Consider the following 16,040-nt stretch of genomic DNA (forward strand, 5'->3'; position numbering starts at 1 on the left):
AGCCTAGGGGGTAACATCATGAGTCAAAAAAATCAAAAGATTCAGATCAATAACGTGATCGATGCCATTGATCAAATTAGCGCCACACAGCCCGATCAAATTGCCTATGATTATTTAGGCACCACTTACACTTATCGTCAACTTGTTCAGCAAGCAAATACGCTGGCTTTTCAATTAGACGCGTTAAATTTACCGGCGAAGTCACCCATCATTGTCTATGGCGGCCAAGAATTTGAAATGCTGGTTGCTTTTCTAGCCGCCGTTAAAACGGGCCATGCTTATATCCCCGTTGATGATCATTCCGACAAGAAACGGCTGCTCATGATTCAAGACACTGCGCACTCGCCATTGGTCATCGCCATTGACCACTTGCCCGTCGATTTACCAGACACACAAGTCATCAGCTTAGAAGAAATCAATTTATTAAACATCACGGATGAGCAACCACACTTCGACGCCGTGAATGGCGATGATAATTTTTATATCATTTTTACTTCCGGCACAACTGGTAAACCTAAAGGCGTGCAGATCTCGCACAACAATCTATTAAGTTTCGTGAATTGGCAACTCTCTGACTTTCAATGGCCCGAGTGCCCAAACGTCCTCGCACAGGCACCCTTCTCATTCGACTTGTCCGTCATGGGACTTTACCCAACGTTAACCACCGGTGGCACTTTGAAGGCTTTGCCCAAAGAAGTCACCGAAGATTTCAAGCAATTATTCCACTACCTGCCACAATTACAACTCAACGTCTGGATCTCAACCCCTTCATTAGTCGAAATCTGCTTATTACTCAAGGATTTTGACGCCGAGCATTACCCAACACTGACTCATTTCTTATTCTGTGGCGAAGAGTTAAGTCACCCCACCGCTGAAAAGTTGAGTCAACGATTCCCAGCTGCCAAGATTTTCAACACCTATGGCCCGACCGAAACTTGTGTTGCAGTCACTGGCATCGAGATCACACCAGCGATCCTAGCAAAATATTCTCGGTTGCCAATTGGGCGAGTCAAAGCAGACACAACGATCACCATTAAGCCACAAGCGGATGAAGCAGTCGGTGAAATTATGATCAGTGGTCCCAGTGTTTCGAAAGGTTATCTCAATCTGCCTGAAAAAACCACTGCTGCTTTTGACGACGGTCAACCTTGGCGCACTTACCATAGTGGTGATCTTGGTTTCTTTGCCGATGACGACTTACTCTTCTATCGTGGCCGCATGGACTTCCAAATCAAATTCAACGGTTATCGGATCGAGCTTGAAGAAATCAACTTCTATCTACGCCAAAGCCAGCTGATTGAGCAAGGTGTCGTCGTGCCGCGTTACAATCAGGAACACCGTGTCAATCAATTGATCGCGTTTATCGTGCCGACTGAATCGCCTGTTGCTTCCGAAAATGATTTAACGAAAGCCATCAAGCAAGAATTGCAAGACAATTTAATGCCTTACATGATTCCACAACGCTTTGTTTACCGTGAGAGCTTACCTCGTTCCGCCAATGACAAGGTCGACATCAAAGCGTTGATACTGGAGGTCAACTCATAGTGATCAACTTACAGCCTTATAGCAATCCCAACTACTTCATGATCTTGTTGGCCGCCTTACTGCCCATTATGATCGGCCTGTATTTTGGCCGTCGCCTCAAAATTTACGAGGCGTTGTTCACCTTTTCGTTTCTTGTGCTTACTTTTGGTGGCGATCACTGGCATCAAGGGGTCGCATTGATCATCTATACGATCTATCAAGTCGGTCTAACCATGGGATTCGAGCGATACCGTCGTACCAAAAATCAAACCTCAATTTTTGTCAGCACCGTTTTACTCAGCATTTTGCCTCTGGTAATCGTGAAGTTCACGCCACTCTTTCCGAATGATCACAGCTTTAATATTGGTTTCCTCGGCATCAGTTACCTGACCTTCAAAACGGTTCAAGTCATCATGGAGTTGCGTGATGGGACAATCAAAGAAATTTCTTGGCAACAGTATCTTCAATTTCTCTTGTTCTTTCCAACCATCTCCTCTGGCCCAATCGATCGTTATCGCCGTTTCATTAAAGACTACGACCACGTACCGGATCGTAAAACTTATTTAGCAGACGTCGATCAAGCCGTTTTCTATTTGTTTCAGGGTTTCCTCTACAAATATATTCTCGGCTACATCTTCGGCACCTTGCTCTTACCGAACGTCTCACAAGCAGCACTCAGTCAGCGTTATGCACTAGGCGGTACCGGCATTTCCTGGTATTTATTAGCCTATATGTATGTTTACAGCATGTATCTTTTCTTCGACTTCGCGGGTTATAGCTTGTTCGCCGTTTCGATCAGTTATTTCATGGGGATCAAAACACCAATGAACTTCAACAAGCCTTTCCTCGCGCACAACATCAAGGAATTTTGGAATCGTTGGCACATGACCTTATCCTTCTGGTTCCGCGACTTCATCTTCATGCGGTTCACCTTCTGGGTCATGAAACATCATTGGGTCAAAAATCGCGTCCGCATGTCTCAGTTGGCCTACCTTGTTAACTTCCTCGTGATGGGATTTTGGCACGGGATCACTTGGTATTACATCGTCTACGGTTTATTCCATGCCGCCGCGATTATCCTGAACGATTACTGGCTCCGCTACAAGAAGAAGCATGCCGATCAAATTCCTCACAACAAATGGACTGAAGGCTTGGCAATTTTTGCCACGTTTAATATTGTTTGCTTCAGCTTCTTAATTTTCTCAGGCTTCCTCAATCAACTGTGGTTCTGACCTCAGCGACTGTTGGAAAGATTCGACCTCATTTTGAAAGGATGACTCATAATTATGAACGATACAGAAAAAATTTATTCAATCTTAAACGACTTAACTGGTGAAGATCTTACAGATAAGGGGGATACAAACCTCTTCGATACAGGCTTATTGGATTCAATGGCAACCGTGCAATTATTGTTGGAAATCGAAACCGAAATTGGCGTCGAGGTTCCTGTTTCTGAATTCGAACGTTCTGAATGGGAAACGCCTAATAAAATTATCGCTAAAGTGGGTTCGCTTAAATGAAATTCGGTAAAAAATTATGGCTGATCTTTGGACCGGTTGTAATTGCAGTGATCAGTGTTTGGATCGTCTTATTGTTGCCACTGAACCATCAACGAGTCAGTCAAGACGCCCTTAGACGCGGTTCAGTGTCCCTCTCGACCAACATCTATCATGGACAACTGTTCAAGAAACAAGCCTTCGCAGAAAACTATGTTCCCTTTTTAGGCTCATCAGAATTGTTGCGGATGGATCCCATGCATCCCTCAGTTCTAGCTGCCAAGTATCATCGGAGTTACCAGCCCTTCTTACTAGGGAGTGCTGGTAGCCAATCATTGAACCATTACTTCACGTTGCAAGGCGTCCATTCAGAATTGAAGGACAAAAAAATCATCTTCATCATCTCACCACAATGGTTCACTAAGCAAGGACAAGCACCAGCTGCCTTCAGTTACTATTATTCGCCACTACAAGCGATTCAATGGTTACTGACAGCTAAAGACTCAAAGGCCACTCATTACGCGGCTAAGCGGCTCCTAGCGATGCCCTCTGGTAAGTCGAGTTTAATTGTCGAGAATTGCTTAGAAAAAACCGCTAGAGGCGAATCGCTGACTCATTCAGATCGACTCTTGTTAGATTTACGTCGGCACATTTTATTGAATGAAGACGCCCTGTTCTCAAGATTTCGTTTAGTGGATCGCTGGAGACGAATTGAGGCCGGCGAACGCGTCTTGCCCAAGCGTGATTCAACGACAAGTCTCAACCGTCTCGCCATTCGTTTAGCGCGGCAGCACACCACAACCAACCGTTTTGGCATCGATAATCATTTTTACAGTGAACGATTGCGCGGTTCGCGGATCAATGGCTTACGTGATAGTCAACGCAGCTTCGATTATCGACAATCACCGGAATATAGCGATCTTGAATTACTACTCTCCGAATTCAAACAAGTTCACGCAAATGTCCTCTTCGTTATTCCACCCATCAATCACCGCTGGGCGACATACACGGGGCTTTCGATGCCAATGTTGCAACAAACGGCGACTAAGATTAAATATCAGCTGCGTTCGCAAGGTTTCGATCACATCACAGACCTCACCAACGATAGCCAGCAGAATTACATGATGCAAGATACGATCCACTTAGGTTGGCTAGGTTGGTTAAAAGTCGATCAGGCCGTCAAGCCATTCTTGACTGAGCCACAAGACCAACCAACTTATCACCTCAATTCTTATTTCTTCACGAAGAATTGGCAAGAATCTTTAACACTACAGAAAAGTGATGGTCAACATGGCGAATAATCAGTTTCCACAGACCCACAGAAGACCGCGTCGCCATCAACGGCGGTATGTCTTACGCGGTATTCTTGTTGTTTTAATTTTGATTGTATTCACCGGTACAGTTGCAGGATTAGTCGGTTATCATCATGGTAAGCATCAAGCCGAACTGGCAAGCAACAAGTCGGCTGTTCGCACCGCGTTGGCTTATCAGAAAAAGTTGACCAACTTACGGATGGCAACACACGTGCCAAAGCTTGCAACCTATTTTCAAACTCGATTGGCTGAACTAGCGGTCCGGGCAAACTATGTCGGCGTCGCGCAGATCTATTATGATCATCACTTAGTTGCCAGCTGGCAGTCTGGCTACGCCAATCGTCAGAGCAATCAATTGAATACAGCGGCTACCGGTTATGAAATTAATTCATTGCAAAAGGGCATGACTGGCACTTTGCTGATGAATCAAGTGGCACTTGGTAAAGTCAATCTCTCCGATCGCCTCAGCCAATTCTATCCTAATGTGCCGCACAGCGATCAGATTACCTTACGTCAGATGTTGAACATGACTTCTGGCTTATCGACGCCACGCGGTTACAATGATCAACGGGTGCAATCCGATCAAGAGGTCATCCAGAACGCCATTGCCAAAACGCGCTTCATCGTTAAGCAATATAATGAATGGAGCTATCAACCGATTAACTATATTTTGTTAGCGGGCATCACTGAAAAAGTTTCCGGGAAGTCCTATGCTGAGCTGTTTAAAACACAGATTATTGACAAACTAAAGTTAAAACAGACCCATTTCTCCTACGAATTACCCACTAACTATCTACACGCAACGGGTTATAATTTCACCACTAAGGCCTCCCCACAAACTGCCTATGCGCAGCCATTGGGTGTTGTTACGGCGCAGAAACATTCAGAATTGGGCACCGGCCAAGTCTACATGACAGCGGCAGATCTCTACCACGTCGAAAGCGGCATGCTAGATGGCACCCTAATGACTACGGCGGCACGCAACGAACTATTCGTAGACGGCAGCCAAAGCCATTACGGCGGCGGCTATTATAACTATGCCACATACAAAGGCGTCAATGGCGCAGGATCAGGATTTCAAAGCAGAGTCCACATCAGCCCAGACGGAAAAAACGCGATGGTACTACTAACCAACCACCCAGCCAACTTCCTAAACCTAGACAAACTATCAAACACAATAGACGGACTATTGTTTTAGAGTGTGAGTCTCAGCGTTTAGCCATTGAGCATTAACGATAATTTCCGAATGATTCGTGCAACGAATCGTTTGGAACTTGTGGTTAAGCGGAAATGACTGCTGAGACGAACACGTTTAGAGTGTGGAAGTCCACGGGTTGAGTTTGAGGATTAACATGATTAAGGCCCGAATCTCGCATTTGAGATTCGAGCCTTAATTGTGTTAACCGCAGAAGCCAATCGTTATCACACCCTATTTATGACGCTCAATCTACCCTTTCGTTGGCTATCCATTCCGAAAGCGGTTAAAATAAAATTATGACCAAAACACAACTCAACTTTGTACAACTTTATAATTTATTATATGATCACCTGGATAGCACGGGGTGGTGGCCAGCTCGAACGGATTGGGAAATCGTTTGGGGCGCTGTTCTGATTCAGAACACGAATTGGAAAAATGTCGACTATGCACTTGCTACGTTGAAAGATGCCACCGAGTTTTTGCCTTCAAAAATTCGTCAATTGTCAAATGATGAGCTTCAGCAGATTATCCACAGTGCAGGTTTCTACGTTCGGAAGGCGCAGACGATTCAAAATCTTTGTACGTATTTCGCATCGTATGAGGATCAACTTTCCCGTTTACGCTTGAAACCAGCAACAGTGCTTCGCCGTGAATTGTTGGCACTACCTGGTATTGGTCATGAAACGGCGGATACCTTGCTCCTCTATGTGCTTAGTAAGGAAACGTTCATCGTGGATGTATACTCACGACGACTTTGCCAACACTTAGGCATCAACCTACCGCCAAAATATGACGTTGCCCAACGTTTGATCATGCCACAATTATCGAGTCTCACCTTGCGCAGCTTCCAGGAATTACATGCTTGTGTTGTGTTGACAGGTCAACAATTTAAAACTGAATCTGCCTGGCAAGACAGTTTTCTGGCACCTTATCAGCTTAAACTCTAGTGATTTCGAAAGGGGAAGACGCGATGACGGTTATCACCGATTACTTAGCTACTGTACCCACAGAACATCGAACACAAGCGACAGCACTCTATGACTTACTCAGGGAGCTACTGCCCAATGCCAAGGAACGCCTCTCTTACCAAATGCCGAGCTTCTGGGATCGTTACACCTTGGTTTACTTCGCCGCAGCTCAGCATCACCTTGGATTCTACCCCACACCACAACCCATCGTGGCATTTGAAGACGAACTACAGGCTTATCACACCAGTAAAGGCGCCATTCAGTTCCCCTATGATCAGCCGCTTCCTAAAGAACTGATCACTAAAATTGTCCAATTCCAAAAAGCTCGTTATCAAATCAAATAAATGCACCATGCAAAAAGTCGCTACCTGAGTCATCTGACTCTCTGTAGCGACTTTTCTGATGTTTGATGTCTAATTATTAACGATGATCGATTTTTCTTGCCCAGAGATCTCCTAGGCCTTGAATGACGAAGACGATCACTAGGATCAGGAGTGTCGCAACAATCGTGATGTCGTTCTGATAACGCTGATAACCCTTGCTGACAGCGATGTAGCCTAAGCCACCCCCACCAACTGCACCCGCCATTGCGGTTAATCCAATAATCGAAATAATCGTTAAAACGGAGGCACGAATCAAATCGGGTAAGCCTTCACGCAGGTAAACTTGGGTGATAATTGTCCAAGGACCATAGCCCAAAGCCTCCGCAGACTCGATTACCCCAGGATCAATTTGAACTAGCGTGTTTTGCACTTGGCGAGCGTAGAAAGGTGCTGTCCCAATAATCAGCGGCACCAACGCGCCCTTTGGCCCAATCGTCGTTCCCACCAACAATTGCGTGATTGGAAAAACAACGGATAAAAGAATAATAAACGGTATCGAACGAAAGATATTAACGACTTTATCGAGAATACTATAAACCCATCGATTGCTGAGAATGCCTTGTTCATCGTAAATAACTAGGGCAATTCCGAGAACCAGACCAATGAAACCGCCAATTAATGTGGTCCAGAAAGTCATGTACAGTGTCTGCCAAATGCCCTGCACCATTCCATTTTCGCCCGTCCAATTAGCTAAGACGTTTGGCATGATTCGATTTAAAAAATCAGTCATTTGGTTTCACTTCCTTATCTCCAGACTTCAAGACGGTCACGGCAACCTCATGATCTTGCATGAAAACCAGTGCCTGCTGCGTCTTCTTCGGCTCACCTGAGAGAACCACTAATAAGTTGCCCACAGGTGTTCCTTGCAGAATCTCCAAGCTTCCAAACAAAATATTGGCGCTGACTTGGAATTGATCGTATAGCGATGTGATCAGTGGCTGATCGGTGGTCTCACCCACGTAACCCAATTTAACCAGCACCTCGCCAGCTTTCAAATTCTGAACAATTTCTTGTTTCTCAACAACGGCTAATGATGATTCAATATGAGTCGTGGTGTCGATGAAATCTTTGGTCAATTCGGCGCGCGGTTGACTGAAGACTTGCAAAAGCTCGCCCTCTTCAACCAAAGCACCGTTGTCCATCACAGCGACACGATTACAGATATGCTTGACCGCATCCATTTCGTGAGTGATCAGCACAATCGTTAAATTCAACTTGCGATTAAGATCGGCAAGTAAATCGAGAATTGATTCGGTCGTCTTGGGGTCCAATGCGCTGGTTGCCTCATCAGAAATCAAAATGTCGGGACGATTAGCCAACGCACGAGCGATACCCACACGTTGCTTCTGGCCACCAGACAATTGGGTCGGATAATCGTGCTGTTTATCGGATAATCCAACTAATTCGAGTAACTCCGCAACCCGTTTTGTGCGCTCCACCTTACTCAATCCGGATTTTCTCAATGCAAAGTTCACGTTATCAGCAATCGTCAGTGAGTTCATTAAGTTGAAGTGCTGGAAAATCATGCCGATGTTACGACGCTTCTCCCGCAACTCACGTGCTGACAAGGTGAGCAATTCATTTCCGTTCACCTTGACCACTGCCTCGGGTGTCGTCGGACGTTGTAACAGGTTGATGACGCGCACCAACGTTGACTTGCCCGCACCAGAATAACCAACGATCCCGAAGATATCGCCCTTGTCGACCGACAAACTAACATTGTCAACCGCATGTACTTCACGATCGGTTTCTTTAAATGTGACGTTAATATGCTTTAACTCAATAATGGGTTCGTATGCCAAGAAATCAATCTCCTTACCTTCGCCAATAGCCTTCATGCAATCTCAATCTTAAAACTTCCGGAATTATTTTTCTAACGTCCAGATTGGTTCTGCGGTACCTTTGTAAACTTTAGCAATATTCTTCGCAGTTACAGCTGTCCGATAAGCTTTTACAACTTTCTTGTAAGCCTTGTTGTTCTTATCTTTCTTGTTAGCAGCGATGATGTTGATCCATTGCTTCGAACGTGCATTGACGGTTTCACGGAAAATAGCGTCTTTAACTGTCAAGTCTGCATCGGCAGCGATGTCATTAGTGACAACTGCGGCAGCAACGTTAGGTAATGCACGGGCCGTCTGAGCAGCTTCGAGCTCTGTGATCGATAACTTCTTAGGATTCTTCGCAATATCCTTAACCGTTGGTAACTTAACACCCTTCTTGAGCGTAATCAATCCGGCTTCTTCAAGGACATTTAATGCACGACCCTCGTTTGTCGCATCATTAGGAATTGCAATCTTGTCGCCACTCTTGATTCCTTTAAGACTCTTCAACTTGCTTGAGTAGAGGTTCAATGGCGCAATATAAGTTTCGCCAATCGACACAATATTGGTCTTGTGAGCATCATTCCAACTGTCTAAGAAGTTATAGTGTTGGAAAGAGTTCAAGTCAACTTGATGCTCTGTGAGGGCTTTGTTAGGCGTATTGTAATCGGAAAATTCAACTAACTTCAAGTTAATATCTTGTTTCTTCAATTTTTTAACGATGGGTTTCCAGATGGGTTCGTCTGAACTCATCACAGCGATTTTAACGGTTGTTTCTTTGGATGATGCTGATTGCTTGCCGCAACCTGCAATTAATAAACCTGCCACTAAAACTGTTGCACCAGTGATAACTTTTTTCAAACCTTTTTTCATTGTAATTCCTCCAATAATCTCGTTCCCATGATAACTTTTATTGATAAAAATTCATCGACAAACAAAAAGAGTCCGCTTCTATTTCTAGAAACGAACTCATCGTGATTACCATTCTAATTTAAGCTAGTCTTACAACTAACTCCTCAGCAACGTACAGAAATATCCGGATATTCCGATACGCGTGCACGATAATGAGTGCCAATTCATCATCGCCTTGCAGTTCGTTTAGCGATGCCAATCATCGAGCCATTTTCAATTGATCGTAACTACCTTACTCTCAACTAATGTAAGTTTTCTGTACAGTCTTAATCAATTTACTTACTCGTTCAATTTGTTTGTGGAATGAATTTTTATGATGTGTCTACTGTACATGAGAGTTAAATGGCTGTCAAGACTTTTTATGAAAGAAAAATTGTAAAAGATTTCAATCGATGGTCGAAGCGCATCTATTGCTTCTCTAGTTTATACAGCCCGTAAGCATAGAAGCCGTCAAATTTCATATAGGCAATTACGCAGAGATCCTGATTCGGATTCTTATAAGTCACAGATGAATACTTACTCATCGAATACTTGATTGTCTTCTTCCGAGTTGGCTGCACAACGACTTCGTTATATGGGACATGTGTCGTTTGGGCACGCTTTGTCGCAAAGAGTGTCCCACCAATGCCAATCAGGGCACCGGCAACTAATAATAGTGAAATTTTTAGAAACTTGATCATAACATCTTAACTTCCTATTTATTAAAAAGAATTATTTATTGGTTCCAGAGATGGCACTAAGCGTTATAACGTCGTTACGCCACATTCATGGCTGCTCAGGCAACCGTCAATGCTAGTTTTCCTGCTATCATTAATCCGAATAAAATCATGAATAAATACCGTTGCTTGCCGAGTTTCAATGCCATCAAAACGCCTATGAAGTTTAACCCGACGAGTCCAGCTAACCCGAACAAATCAACACTAACGTGTAAGCTAAACAGGCTGATCATTTCAAACATCAAATAACTCAATAGCAGGGGCAGTGTGTGCCGGTAGCCAATGACGAAGTATTTGAACGTTGATGTGCGAGTCTTGATCATCTCTGAGATTTGGAAAATATCAGACACAGGAATCAAAATCGCATTCACATCGAAGCAAGTCACCAATACTGAGCTCAAAATAATGATCGGTAGCGCTCTGAACGATAGCCCATAATTAATCAGGTTAAGCGACTCAGGATTCGCATGAAATGTGAGTGTCAGCATCAACTGTAAGCAGGCGGAGATAACGAGAAACGCTGCACGTCTCTTCATAGCGGCGCTAGTTTCCCTTTATCAAGTCTTAGAATGCGATCGAATGATAAGTCTGATAAATTATCATGCGATGCAATAATGATTGTCTTCTTCTCACCAACCAACTCATGAATTAGCGTTTTGAAGGTCTCAAGCGCCTTTTGATCCAGTCCACGGGTGGGCTCGTCCAGCAGAATTAAATTTTGGTTCTCCATAATCGCTTGAATTATTCCAACCTTCTGGCGCATACCTAACGAATAACCACGTATTCGCTTCTTGTTATCATAATCCAATCCAAATCGTTCAAATAACGCTCGAATCTTAGTTTCATCGTAATGACGATTGATTGTCGCCAGAAACTTCATATTCTGCTTTGCTGTCTCGTCTTCCATAAAACTGGGGTTCTCTATCAGCCCACCAATATGCGTCTCAGCGTCAACAATAATACGACCACTGTCAGGCGCCATGATATTAACGACTAACTTGAATAAAGTCGACTTACCTGAGCCGTTCGCACCCACGATATGTAGAAGTTCAGCGGCGTCTACCTTAAGGTTCAGTCGATCTAAAACTTGCTGATCTTTAATCTTCTTGGTTAAATCATCAATCTCTAATCTCATGAATCGTCCATCTCCCTAACGATGAGGATAATTATTCGAAATGACGCCTTGAACAAAACCATTCAGTTGATTATGTCGATGATGAATCAGTTGATTCCCATACGGATCACTCGCCAATTTCTCTTCATCAACGGCTAATTGATGCATCAGAATGCTGTTCTTAGACGCGAGTGCGTGGGAATAACGCTGAATGAAATCAGACTGCTCATCCCGTTCATAATCGTGGAGAACATACATAAATTCATTGAAGTCAACATTGAGGTTGGCCAAAATTGCCAGCAACTTTTCAAAGGTGATTTCATTTTGGTCACGCTCAACTTTAGAAAGGAATGTCGTCGAAAGTGCATTATTTGCCGCTCTGGCTAAGGTCATTCTTTTTTGGGTTCGCAGCAACCGCAAAGCTTCACCAACCGTCATTTTAATTTACCGGCTTTCATATATGACATTATTTTAAGTTGATTATCGCACATAATTGACCGGGCGTAGATGTCACCATTGAAATAATCATTTACACATCAAAAAATCGATTGCCCTCAACTTGAGAGCAATCGATCTAAATTCGTTAAATGGTCAAAATCTATTATTAATCAATGAAACAACCGTGAGTAATAACCCGATGGCCAAGATACCCGCGATAATAATCGCATGACGTTTCTTATTCATCAGAAAGACGGCGACAAATTCTCTGATCAACGCATTCGGTAGGAAATAAAGCCGAGTGGGCGCGCCGACACCGTTTGCCTCAAGATTGGCCTGTTTGGCGTACAATCCTGCGCGGAACGTGTGGTAATTATTCGTGAAAAACTTGACCCGCGGTTGAGTAGATCCTTGATAATCCGCAAGAATTTTTTGCTTGGAAAAGGCCATATTTTGTAAGGTGTTTTTCGATTGATCTTCGAGAATCACCAATTCTGCTGGCCAACCCTTCTCAACGGCGTAGTCTGACATTGCCTTAGCTTCGGAGATCTTCTCATCAGCCCCTTGCCCGCCTGAAAAGACGATTTTAGGCATCGCCCGCCCTTTTCGCCGTTGTTTATCCGCAAATCTCATCGCCGCATCGATCCGATTCCCCAGCAAGCGGGACACACGGGTTCCATCTAATAAGCCTGCGCCCAAGACAATCAGGTAATCTTGCCGATAATGACGCGGATAGAATTGATACAACACCACATTAATGAAATAGTTGATCCCGCAAAATTCGAGATACAATCCAATCACCGAAATCGTGCCTAATAAACTGTTCAACCAACTAGGCAAAAATGAATTCATCGTTAAAATATTGACCACCCAGAGTGCAATCAGTAAAATGCCTAGAATCAGCGTCAACATGTTGGCCAAAACGTGACTCTCACGTTTCCAAACGATGACCGCATTCCACAGCAACAATGCCCAAGCCATGGTTGTGATCAACGCCACTAGAATCACGAGAATGATAAATAGGATCCCCATCACCGTCACGAAAACCGTATTACCCGTATCAAAAATCAACACGGCTAACTCAATCAGAAAGAACCCGAAGAAAATCGTAAATATGACGCCATTCACTAATCGACGCGGTTCTTTTAACCAACTAATTAGAAACACCGCTGCAAAAATCAACGTGATCGCACCGATCACCAAGACATAGCTCCTTAAATCGCCAGCAACACCACTCATGAATTCACCCCCTAGTCTATTAAGTTCGTATGGCGCGCCTTCCAGTCTTCCAACTTGATGCGCACCCAAAAACTATAAATTCCCAAGGTGATCAGTGATAGCAATAACCATTTGATCCACTGACCAAACAAGCCAACGGCAGATCCAGAGAAATGCATCCGATGACCGTCGATTACCGTATGATTAATTTTCCAACCATACAACATCGTTAGTGCCCAAGGATAACAGATTCCCACTGTGGCCACAGTCACTAACCAGCCAAGAATTGTCCAACCAATCAGTTCTAATAAGCCACCATCAAAAAAGGAGCGGTTCCCATTCCGTGTTTCCATATCGATATCCCCCAAAGTTAATCTTCTGTTCTGATTTTTGCATAGACCATTGGGGTTTAGTAGGGACTTTCGACGGGTAACCACTTGTGACAGGCAACCCGATCAGCGGTTAGTGATCAACGCCAACAAATGTGAATGCACTCGTTCACGCCAAAAGATAATAAATGGTCCCGTGCCAAACGCAACAATCAGCGTTACCAAGCCGAAGGGGCCACCAACCAGCCACGCAATTAACATCGTTGTTGTATCTTGGATGATTCGGATGAAGCGATAACGATGACTATGAAATAATTCCAGCAGCATCGGCGTAATCGCATCGAACGGCGAGACACCAACATCCGCAACGATATACATCGATAATCCAAACGTAAAGATCAACAACCCAATGATTGCAACAACGACTTGACAAATCATTGTCCGTGGATCAGGTAGCATCCGTTGATAAACTTCACTGAAGAATTGGATGCCATAACCAACCAGAACCATATTAAAAATAGTGCCGACACCAATCAATCTTTTTTGGACAAAGAAGACGATGACGAGGATCACGAAATTCAAAACAAGCTGAAACGTGCCCAACTCCCAACCAATGAGCTTAGAAATGCCAAGATTCATTGAGGAATAGGGATCCATTCCCAAGTGAGATTCTAGCAGAATAGCGCCACCCAACGACTGAATAATCACACCAATTGAAGACATCAACGCCCGCAAAACCGTCTGTCGCTGAATCTTTAGGTTCAAATTTGCCATATAAAAACCTCATCGATTTATTTTTAACTCAAGTTATTCTCAGTGTAGTTGAAAGCGCCTTAATTTGCTAGTTAAAACTGCTTATTGACCGTTAAAAAATCTGTTCTATTCCAATAAATTGATTCAAAATGGCCGTTATCGGCTCTCAATGCCGTCACCGCGCAATTATCGATTGGTCGACCAGATCTCACCTCTGCTAGCGGGACACCCAATAAACGATTCAGCACCACTCGCAAGAATACACCATGACTCACGATTAGCACACGACCTGCGGGATTAGCTGCAACAATGTCTTGAATCGCCGCAAGTCCCCGTGTTGCTAATGCTTGATAACTTTCGCCACCCGTTTCGGTTGGGTCGAACAAATCTGGGCGGTGAAGATAATTCTGATAGTTCTGATGCTGCGGCAATTGCGTAAATGGCAACCCATCCCAGCTTCCCATATCAAACTCGCGCAATGCTTCAATTGTGGTCAAGTTGGGCTGCGGATGTGATTGCTGAGCGAGTATAAGTGCTGCCGTCGTTTGCGCACGCGCTTGAGGAGAAACATAGGCGTGGGTGAACGAGACGTTCGTCAAAAAGCGCCCCGCTTCGATCGCACCTTGCCGTCCCTTATCAGTGAGTGGACTATCAACACTACCACCGTTCATCAATTGCTTCAAATTATTTTCAGTCTCACCATGTCGTACGAAATATAAATCTGTCACTAGTCATGCCACCCTTATCTTAATAATCCTAGTTTAGCATGAAAAGCAGCCTCATTACTGACTAAAAAAAGCCACGATGTTATCTCGTGGCCTGCTATCATTTATTCACTTTAATGGTGAGTGTTGATCGGCTAAATAAACTGAGTCAGTTCTTCAGCGTTATAGCGCTGCGAATCGATGGGTTTCTCAGTACCCTTCCCGATTGCCACCGCAACAACAGGTACATATCGTTCTGGATCTAAACCGAATGTCGCCGCCACTTTATCTGCAGCGTAGCCTGCGATTGGATTGGTCTCATAACCATGTGCACGTGCAATTAGCATTAATTGCATCGCAACCATACTGCTATCGATCGTCGCATCCATGACCAAGAAATCCTTCGTGGCGTGCTCGTATAATGGCAAGAATGTCTTGAAGACCTCATCGCGTTTCTCAGGTGTAATCCGACCTTCCTCTGCCGCCTTATTCCAAACATCTCGATAAGACAGGTAAGAACGCGTATCGCCTAAAACAAAAACCATCGCCGAACAGGTTTCCAGTTGAGGATGATTAAACGGCATCAAAACTGACTTGGCTTTTTCTTTACCCTCAGGTGTCTCAACCACGACAAAATGCCATGACTGCAAATTACAAGCAGATGGCGCACTCGTGGCCTCACTGATCATCTCTTGCAACTCCTCGCGGGGAATCTTAACGCTCGAGTCAAATCGACGAACAGATTGACGACCCAACAGAACCTCCGAAAAACGATCGCGAACAAATTCCTTCTTAATTGGCTTTGTGACCATGACCAGAACTTCCTTTCAATTAATGTAATCGGTTTCTACAACCACATTATAACGTATTGTTTCGAGTTTTGATAGCCATTCCTTCTAGTTAGACTTTATTTTGGCATCCGTAATGGCTACGGTAACGAATCAAAAACAACGCATTAAGAAGTTAGGAAAACAAAAAACACACCTCAATGTTAACGAGACGTGTTTACGGGAAGAATGTGTTTCAGCGACTGATTAAATCAATAGTTATGATGTTTTGGACAGACTGAATTAATCGAGAGTGTAAAATATTTTGTGCAAATGAGTATTGAAAAAGGGAAGACCTTCCCCGTATGATTATAAGCGTCTAAACCA

Annotated in this window: 19 protein-coding genes; 7 read left to right on the plus strand and 12 right to left on the minus strand. The window is 44.0% G+C overall.

Annotation, left to right across the window (positions count from 1 at the left end; all coding sequences use genetic code 11):
- The first annotated feature begins 18 nt into the window (after nucleotides 1–18).
- From dltA to FC15_RS02405, 7 genes are all read left to right on the plus strand, one after another.
- Nucleotides 19–1,545: a D-alanine--poly(phosphoribitol) ligase subunit DltA gene (gene dltA / locus FC15_RS02375; RefSeq protein WP_057823624.1), complete on the plus strand. Its 1,527-nt coding sequence runs from the start codon at nucleotides 19–21 to the stop codon at nucleotides 1,543–1,545.
- Nucleotides 1,545–2,756, plus strand: a complete 1,212-nt coding sequence (gene dltB, locus FC15_RS02380) for a D-alanyl-lipoteichoic acid biosynthesis protein DltB (RefSeq protein WP_057823626.1) — start codon at nucleotides 1,545–1,547, stop codon at nucleotides 2,754–2,756. The genes dltA and dltB overlap by 1 nt, the downstream gene beginning before the upstream one ends.
- Nucleotides 2,757–2,810: 54 nt before the next feature.
- Nucleotides 2,811–3,044, plus strand: coding sequence for a D-alanine--poly(phosphoribitol) ligase subunit DltC (dltC, locus tag FC15_RS02385; protein ID WP_057823627.1), 234 nt, complete (start codon nucleotides 2,811–2,813; stop codon nucleotides 3,042–3,044).
- Complete coding sequence (gene dltD, locus FC15_RS02390; RefSeq protein ID WP_057823630.1) at nucleotides 3,041–4,321, plus strand: D-alanyl-lipoteichoic acid biosynthesis protein DltD; 1,281 nt, start codon at nucleotides 3,041–3,043, stop codon at nucleotides 4,319–4,321. Before dltC ends, dltD begins: the two co-directional genes overlap by 4 nt.
- Nucleotides 4,311–5,531 carry a serine hydrolase domain-containing protein gene (locus FC15_RS02395; RefSeq protein WP_057823631.1) on the plus strand — a complete coding sequence of 407 codons (1,221 nt, stop codon included), beginning with the start codon at nucleotides 4,311–4,313 and terminating at the stop codon, nucleotides 5,529–5,531. Before dltD ends, FC15_RS02395 begins: the two co-directional genes overlap by 11 nt.
- Nucleotides 5,532–5,827: 296 nt before the next feature.
- The gene (locus FC15_RS02400; RefSeq protein WP_057823633.1) at nucleotides 5,828–6,478 is read left to right on the plus strand and encodes an endonuclease III domain-containing protein; all 651 of its coding nucleotides are present in this window, start codon (nucleotides 5,828–5,830) and stop codon (nucleotides 6,476–6,478) included.
- Between the two features lie 23 nt (nucleotides 6,479–6,501).
- Nucleotides 6,502–6,843 (plus strand): iron chaperone, encoded by a 342-nt coding sequence (locus FC15_RS02405; protein ID WP_057823635.1) that lies wholly within the window; start codon nucleotides 6,502–6,504, stop codon nucleotides 6,841–6,843.
- 76 nt (nucleotides 6,844–6,919) lie between these two features.
- On the opposite strand, the gene FC15_RS02410 is transcribed toward FC15_RS02405, so the two are convergent.
- The 12 genes from FC15_RS02410 to FC15_RS02465 form a co-directional block, all read right to left on the minus strand.
- Nucleotides 6,920–7,612 (minus strand): methionine ABC transporter permease, encoded by a 693-nt coding sequence (locus FC15_RS02410; RefSeq protein WP_057823637.1) that lies wholly within the window; start codon nucleotides 7,610–7,612, stop codon nucleotides 6,920–6,922.
- Nucleotides 7,605–8,684 (minus strand): methionine ABC transporter ATP-binding protein, encoded by a 1,080-nt coding sequence (locus tag FC15_RS02415; RefSeq protein WP_186803285.1) that lies wholly within the window; start codon nucleotides 8,682–8,684, stop codon nucleotides 7,605–7,607. The genes FC15_RS02410 and FC15_RS02415 overlap by 8 nt, the downstream gene beginning before the upstream one ends.
- A 63-nt stretch (nucleotides 8,685–8,747) precedes the next feature.
- Nucleotides 8,748–9,575, minus strand: coding sequence for a MetQ/NlpA family ABC transporter substrate-binding protein (locus FC15_RS02420; protein WP_057823640.1), 828 nt, complete (start codon nucleotides 9,573–9,575; stop codon nucleotides 8,748–8,750).
- A 446-nt stretch (nucleotides 9,576–10,021) separates the two neighbouring features.
- Nucleotides 10,022–10,294, minus strand: coding sequence for a hypothetical protein (locus FC15_RS02425; RefSeq protein ID WP_057823641.1), 273 nt, complete (start codon nucleotides 10,292–10,294; stop codon nucleotides 10,022–10,024).
- Between the two features lie 95 nt (nucleotides 10,295–10,389).
- On the minus strand, nucleotides 10,390–10,866 hold the full coding sequence (locus FC15_RS02430; protein WP_057823642.1) for a hypothetical protein: 477 nt from the start codon (nucleotides 10,864–10,866) through the stop codon (nucleotides 10,390–10,392).
- Nucleotides 10,863–11,465: an ATP-binding cassette domain-containing protein gene (locus FC15_RS02435; RefSeq protein WP_057823643.1), complete on the minus strand. Its 603-nt coding sequence runs from the start codon at nucleotides 11,463–11,465 to the stop codon at nucleotides 10,863–10,865. The genes FC15_RS02430 and FC15_RS02435 overlap by 4 nt, the downstream gene beginning before the upstream one ends.
- Nucleotides 11,466–11,480: 15 nt before the next feature.
- The gene (locus FC15_RS02440; protein ID WP_057823644.1) at nucleotides 11,481–11,882 is read right to left on the minus strand and encodes a helix-turn-helix domain-containing protein; all 402 of its coding nucleotides are present in this window, start codon (nucleotides 11,880–11,882) and stop codon (nucleotides 11,481–11,483) included.
- A 153-nt stretch (nucleotides 11,883–12,035) separates the two neighbouring features.
- A complete protein-coding gene (locus FC15_RS02445; RefSeq protein ID WP_057823646.1) occupies nucleotides 12,036–13,121 on the minus strand; it encodes a YdcF family protein in 1,086 nt (361 codons plus the stop codon).
- A gap of 11 nt (nucleotides 13,122–13,132) precedes the next feature.
- Nucleotides 13,133–13,453, minus strand: coding sequence for a DUF898 family protein (locus FC15_RS02450; RefSeq protein ID WP_057823647.1), 321 nt, complete (start codon nucleotides 13,451–13,453; stop codon nucleotides 13,133–13,135).
- 102 nt (nucleotides 13,454–13,555) lie between these two features.
- A complete protein-coding gene (locus tag FC15_RS02455; protein WP_057823648.1) occupies nucleotides 13,556–14,203 on the minus strand; it encodes a YczE/YyaS/YitT family protein in 648 nt (215 codons plus the stop codon).
- Between the two features lie 71 nt (nucleotides 14,204–14,274).
- Entirely contained in the window at nucleotides 14,275–14,910 is a 636-nt protein-coding gene (locus FC15_RS02460) for a histidine phosphatase family protein (RefSeq protein WP_057823649.1), read from the minus strand.
- Nucleotides 14,911–15,041: 131 nt separating this feature from the next.
- Nucleotides 15,042–15,698, minus strand: a complete 657-nt coding sequence (locus FC15_RS02465; protein WP_057823650.1) for a nitroreductase family protein — start codon at nucleotides 15,696–15,698, stop codon at nucleotides 15,042–15,044.
- Between the last annotated feature and the right edge of the window lie 342 nt (nucleotides 15,699–16,040).

Origin of the sequence: Lapidilactobacillus concavus DSM 17758 (genome assembly GCF_001435835.1) — a bacterium.
Lineage (GTDB): Bacteria > Bacillota > Bacilli > Lactobacillales > Lactobacillaceae > Lapidilactobacillus > Lapidilactobacillus concavus.

Bases quoted from the DNA above. Each gene is read 5' to 3' on its own strand.
- dltA (WP_057823624.1), top strand. From the start codon at position 19: ATGAGTCAAAAAAATCAAAAGATTCAGATCAATAACGTGATCGATGCC.
- dltC (WP_057823627.1), top strand. From the start codon at position 2,811: ATGAACGATACAGAAAAAATTTATTCAATCTTAAACGACTTAACTGGT.
- dltD (WP_057823630.1), top strand. From the start codon at position 3,041: ATGAAATTCGGTAAAAAATTATGGCTGATCTTTGGACCGGTTGTAATT.
- FC15_RS02395 (WP_057823631.1), top strand. From the start codon at position 4,311: ATGGCGAATAATCAGTTTCCACAGACCCACAGAAGACCGCGTCGCCAT.
- FC15_RS02400 (WP_057823633.1), top strand. From the start codon at position 5,828: ATGACCAAAACACAACTCAACTTTGTACAACTTTATAATTTATTATAT.
- FC15_RS02405 (WP_057823635.1), top strand. From the start codon at position 6,502: ATGACGGTTATCACCGATTACTTAGCTACTGTACCCACAGAACATCGA.
- FC15_RS02410 (WP_057823637.1), bottom strand. From the start codon at position 7,612: ATGACTGATTTTTTAAATCGAATCATGCCAAACGTCTTAGCTAATTGG.
- FC15_RS02420 (WP_057823640.1), bottom strand. From the start codon at position 9,575: ATGAAAAAAGGTTTGAAAAAAGTTATCACTGGTGCAACAGTTTTAGTG.
- FC15_RS02425 (WP_057823641.1), bottom strand. From the start codon at position 10,294: ATGATCAAGTTTCTAAAAATTTCACTATTATTAGTTGCCGGTGCCCTG.
- FC15_RS02430 (WP_057823642.1), bottom strand. From the start codon at position 10,866: ATGAAGAGACGTGCAGCGTTTCTCGTTATCTCCGCCTGCTTACAGTTG.
- FC15_RS02435 (WP_057823643.1), bottom strand. From the start codon at position 11,465: ATGAGATTAGAGATTGATGATTTAACCAAGAAGATTAAAGATCAGCAA.
- FC15_RS02440 (WP_057823644.1), bottom strand. From the start codon at position 11,882: ATGACGGTTGGTGAAGCTTTGCGGTTGCTGCGAACCCAAAAAAGAATG.
- FC15_RS02445 (WP_057823646.1), bottom strand. From the start codon at position 13,121: ATGAGTGGTGTTGCTGGCGATTTAAGGAGCTATGTCTTGGTGATCGGT.
- FC15_RS02450 (WP_057823647.1), bottom strand. From the start codon at position 13,453: ATGGAAACACGGAATGGGAACCGCTCCTTTTTTGATGGTGGCTTATTA.
- FC15_RS02455 (WP_057823648.1), bottom strand. From the start codon at position 14,203: ATGGCAAATTTGAACCTAAAGATTCAGCGACAGACGGTTTTGCGGGCG.
- FC15_RS02465 (WP_057823650.1), bottom strand. From the start codon at position 15,698: ATGGTCACAAAGCCAATTAAGAAGGAATTTGTTCGCGATCGTTTTTCG.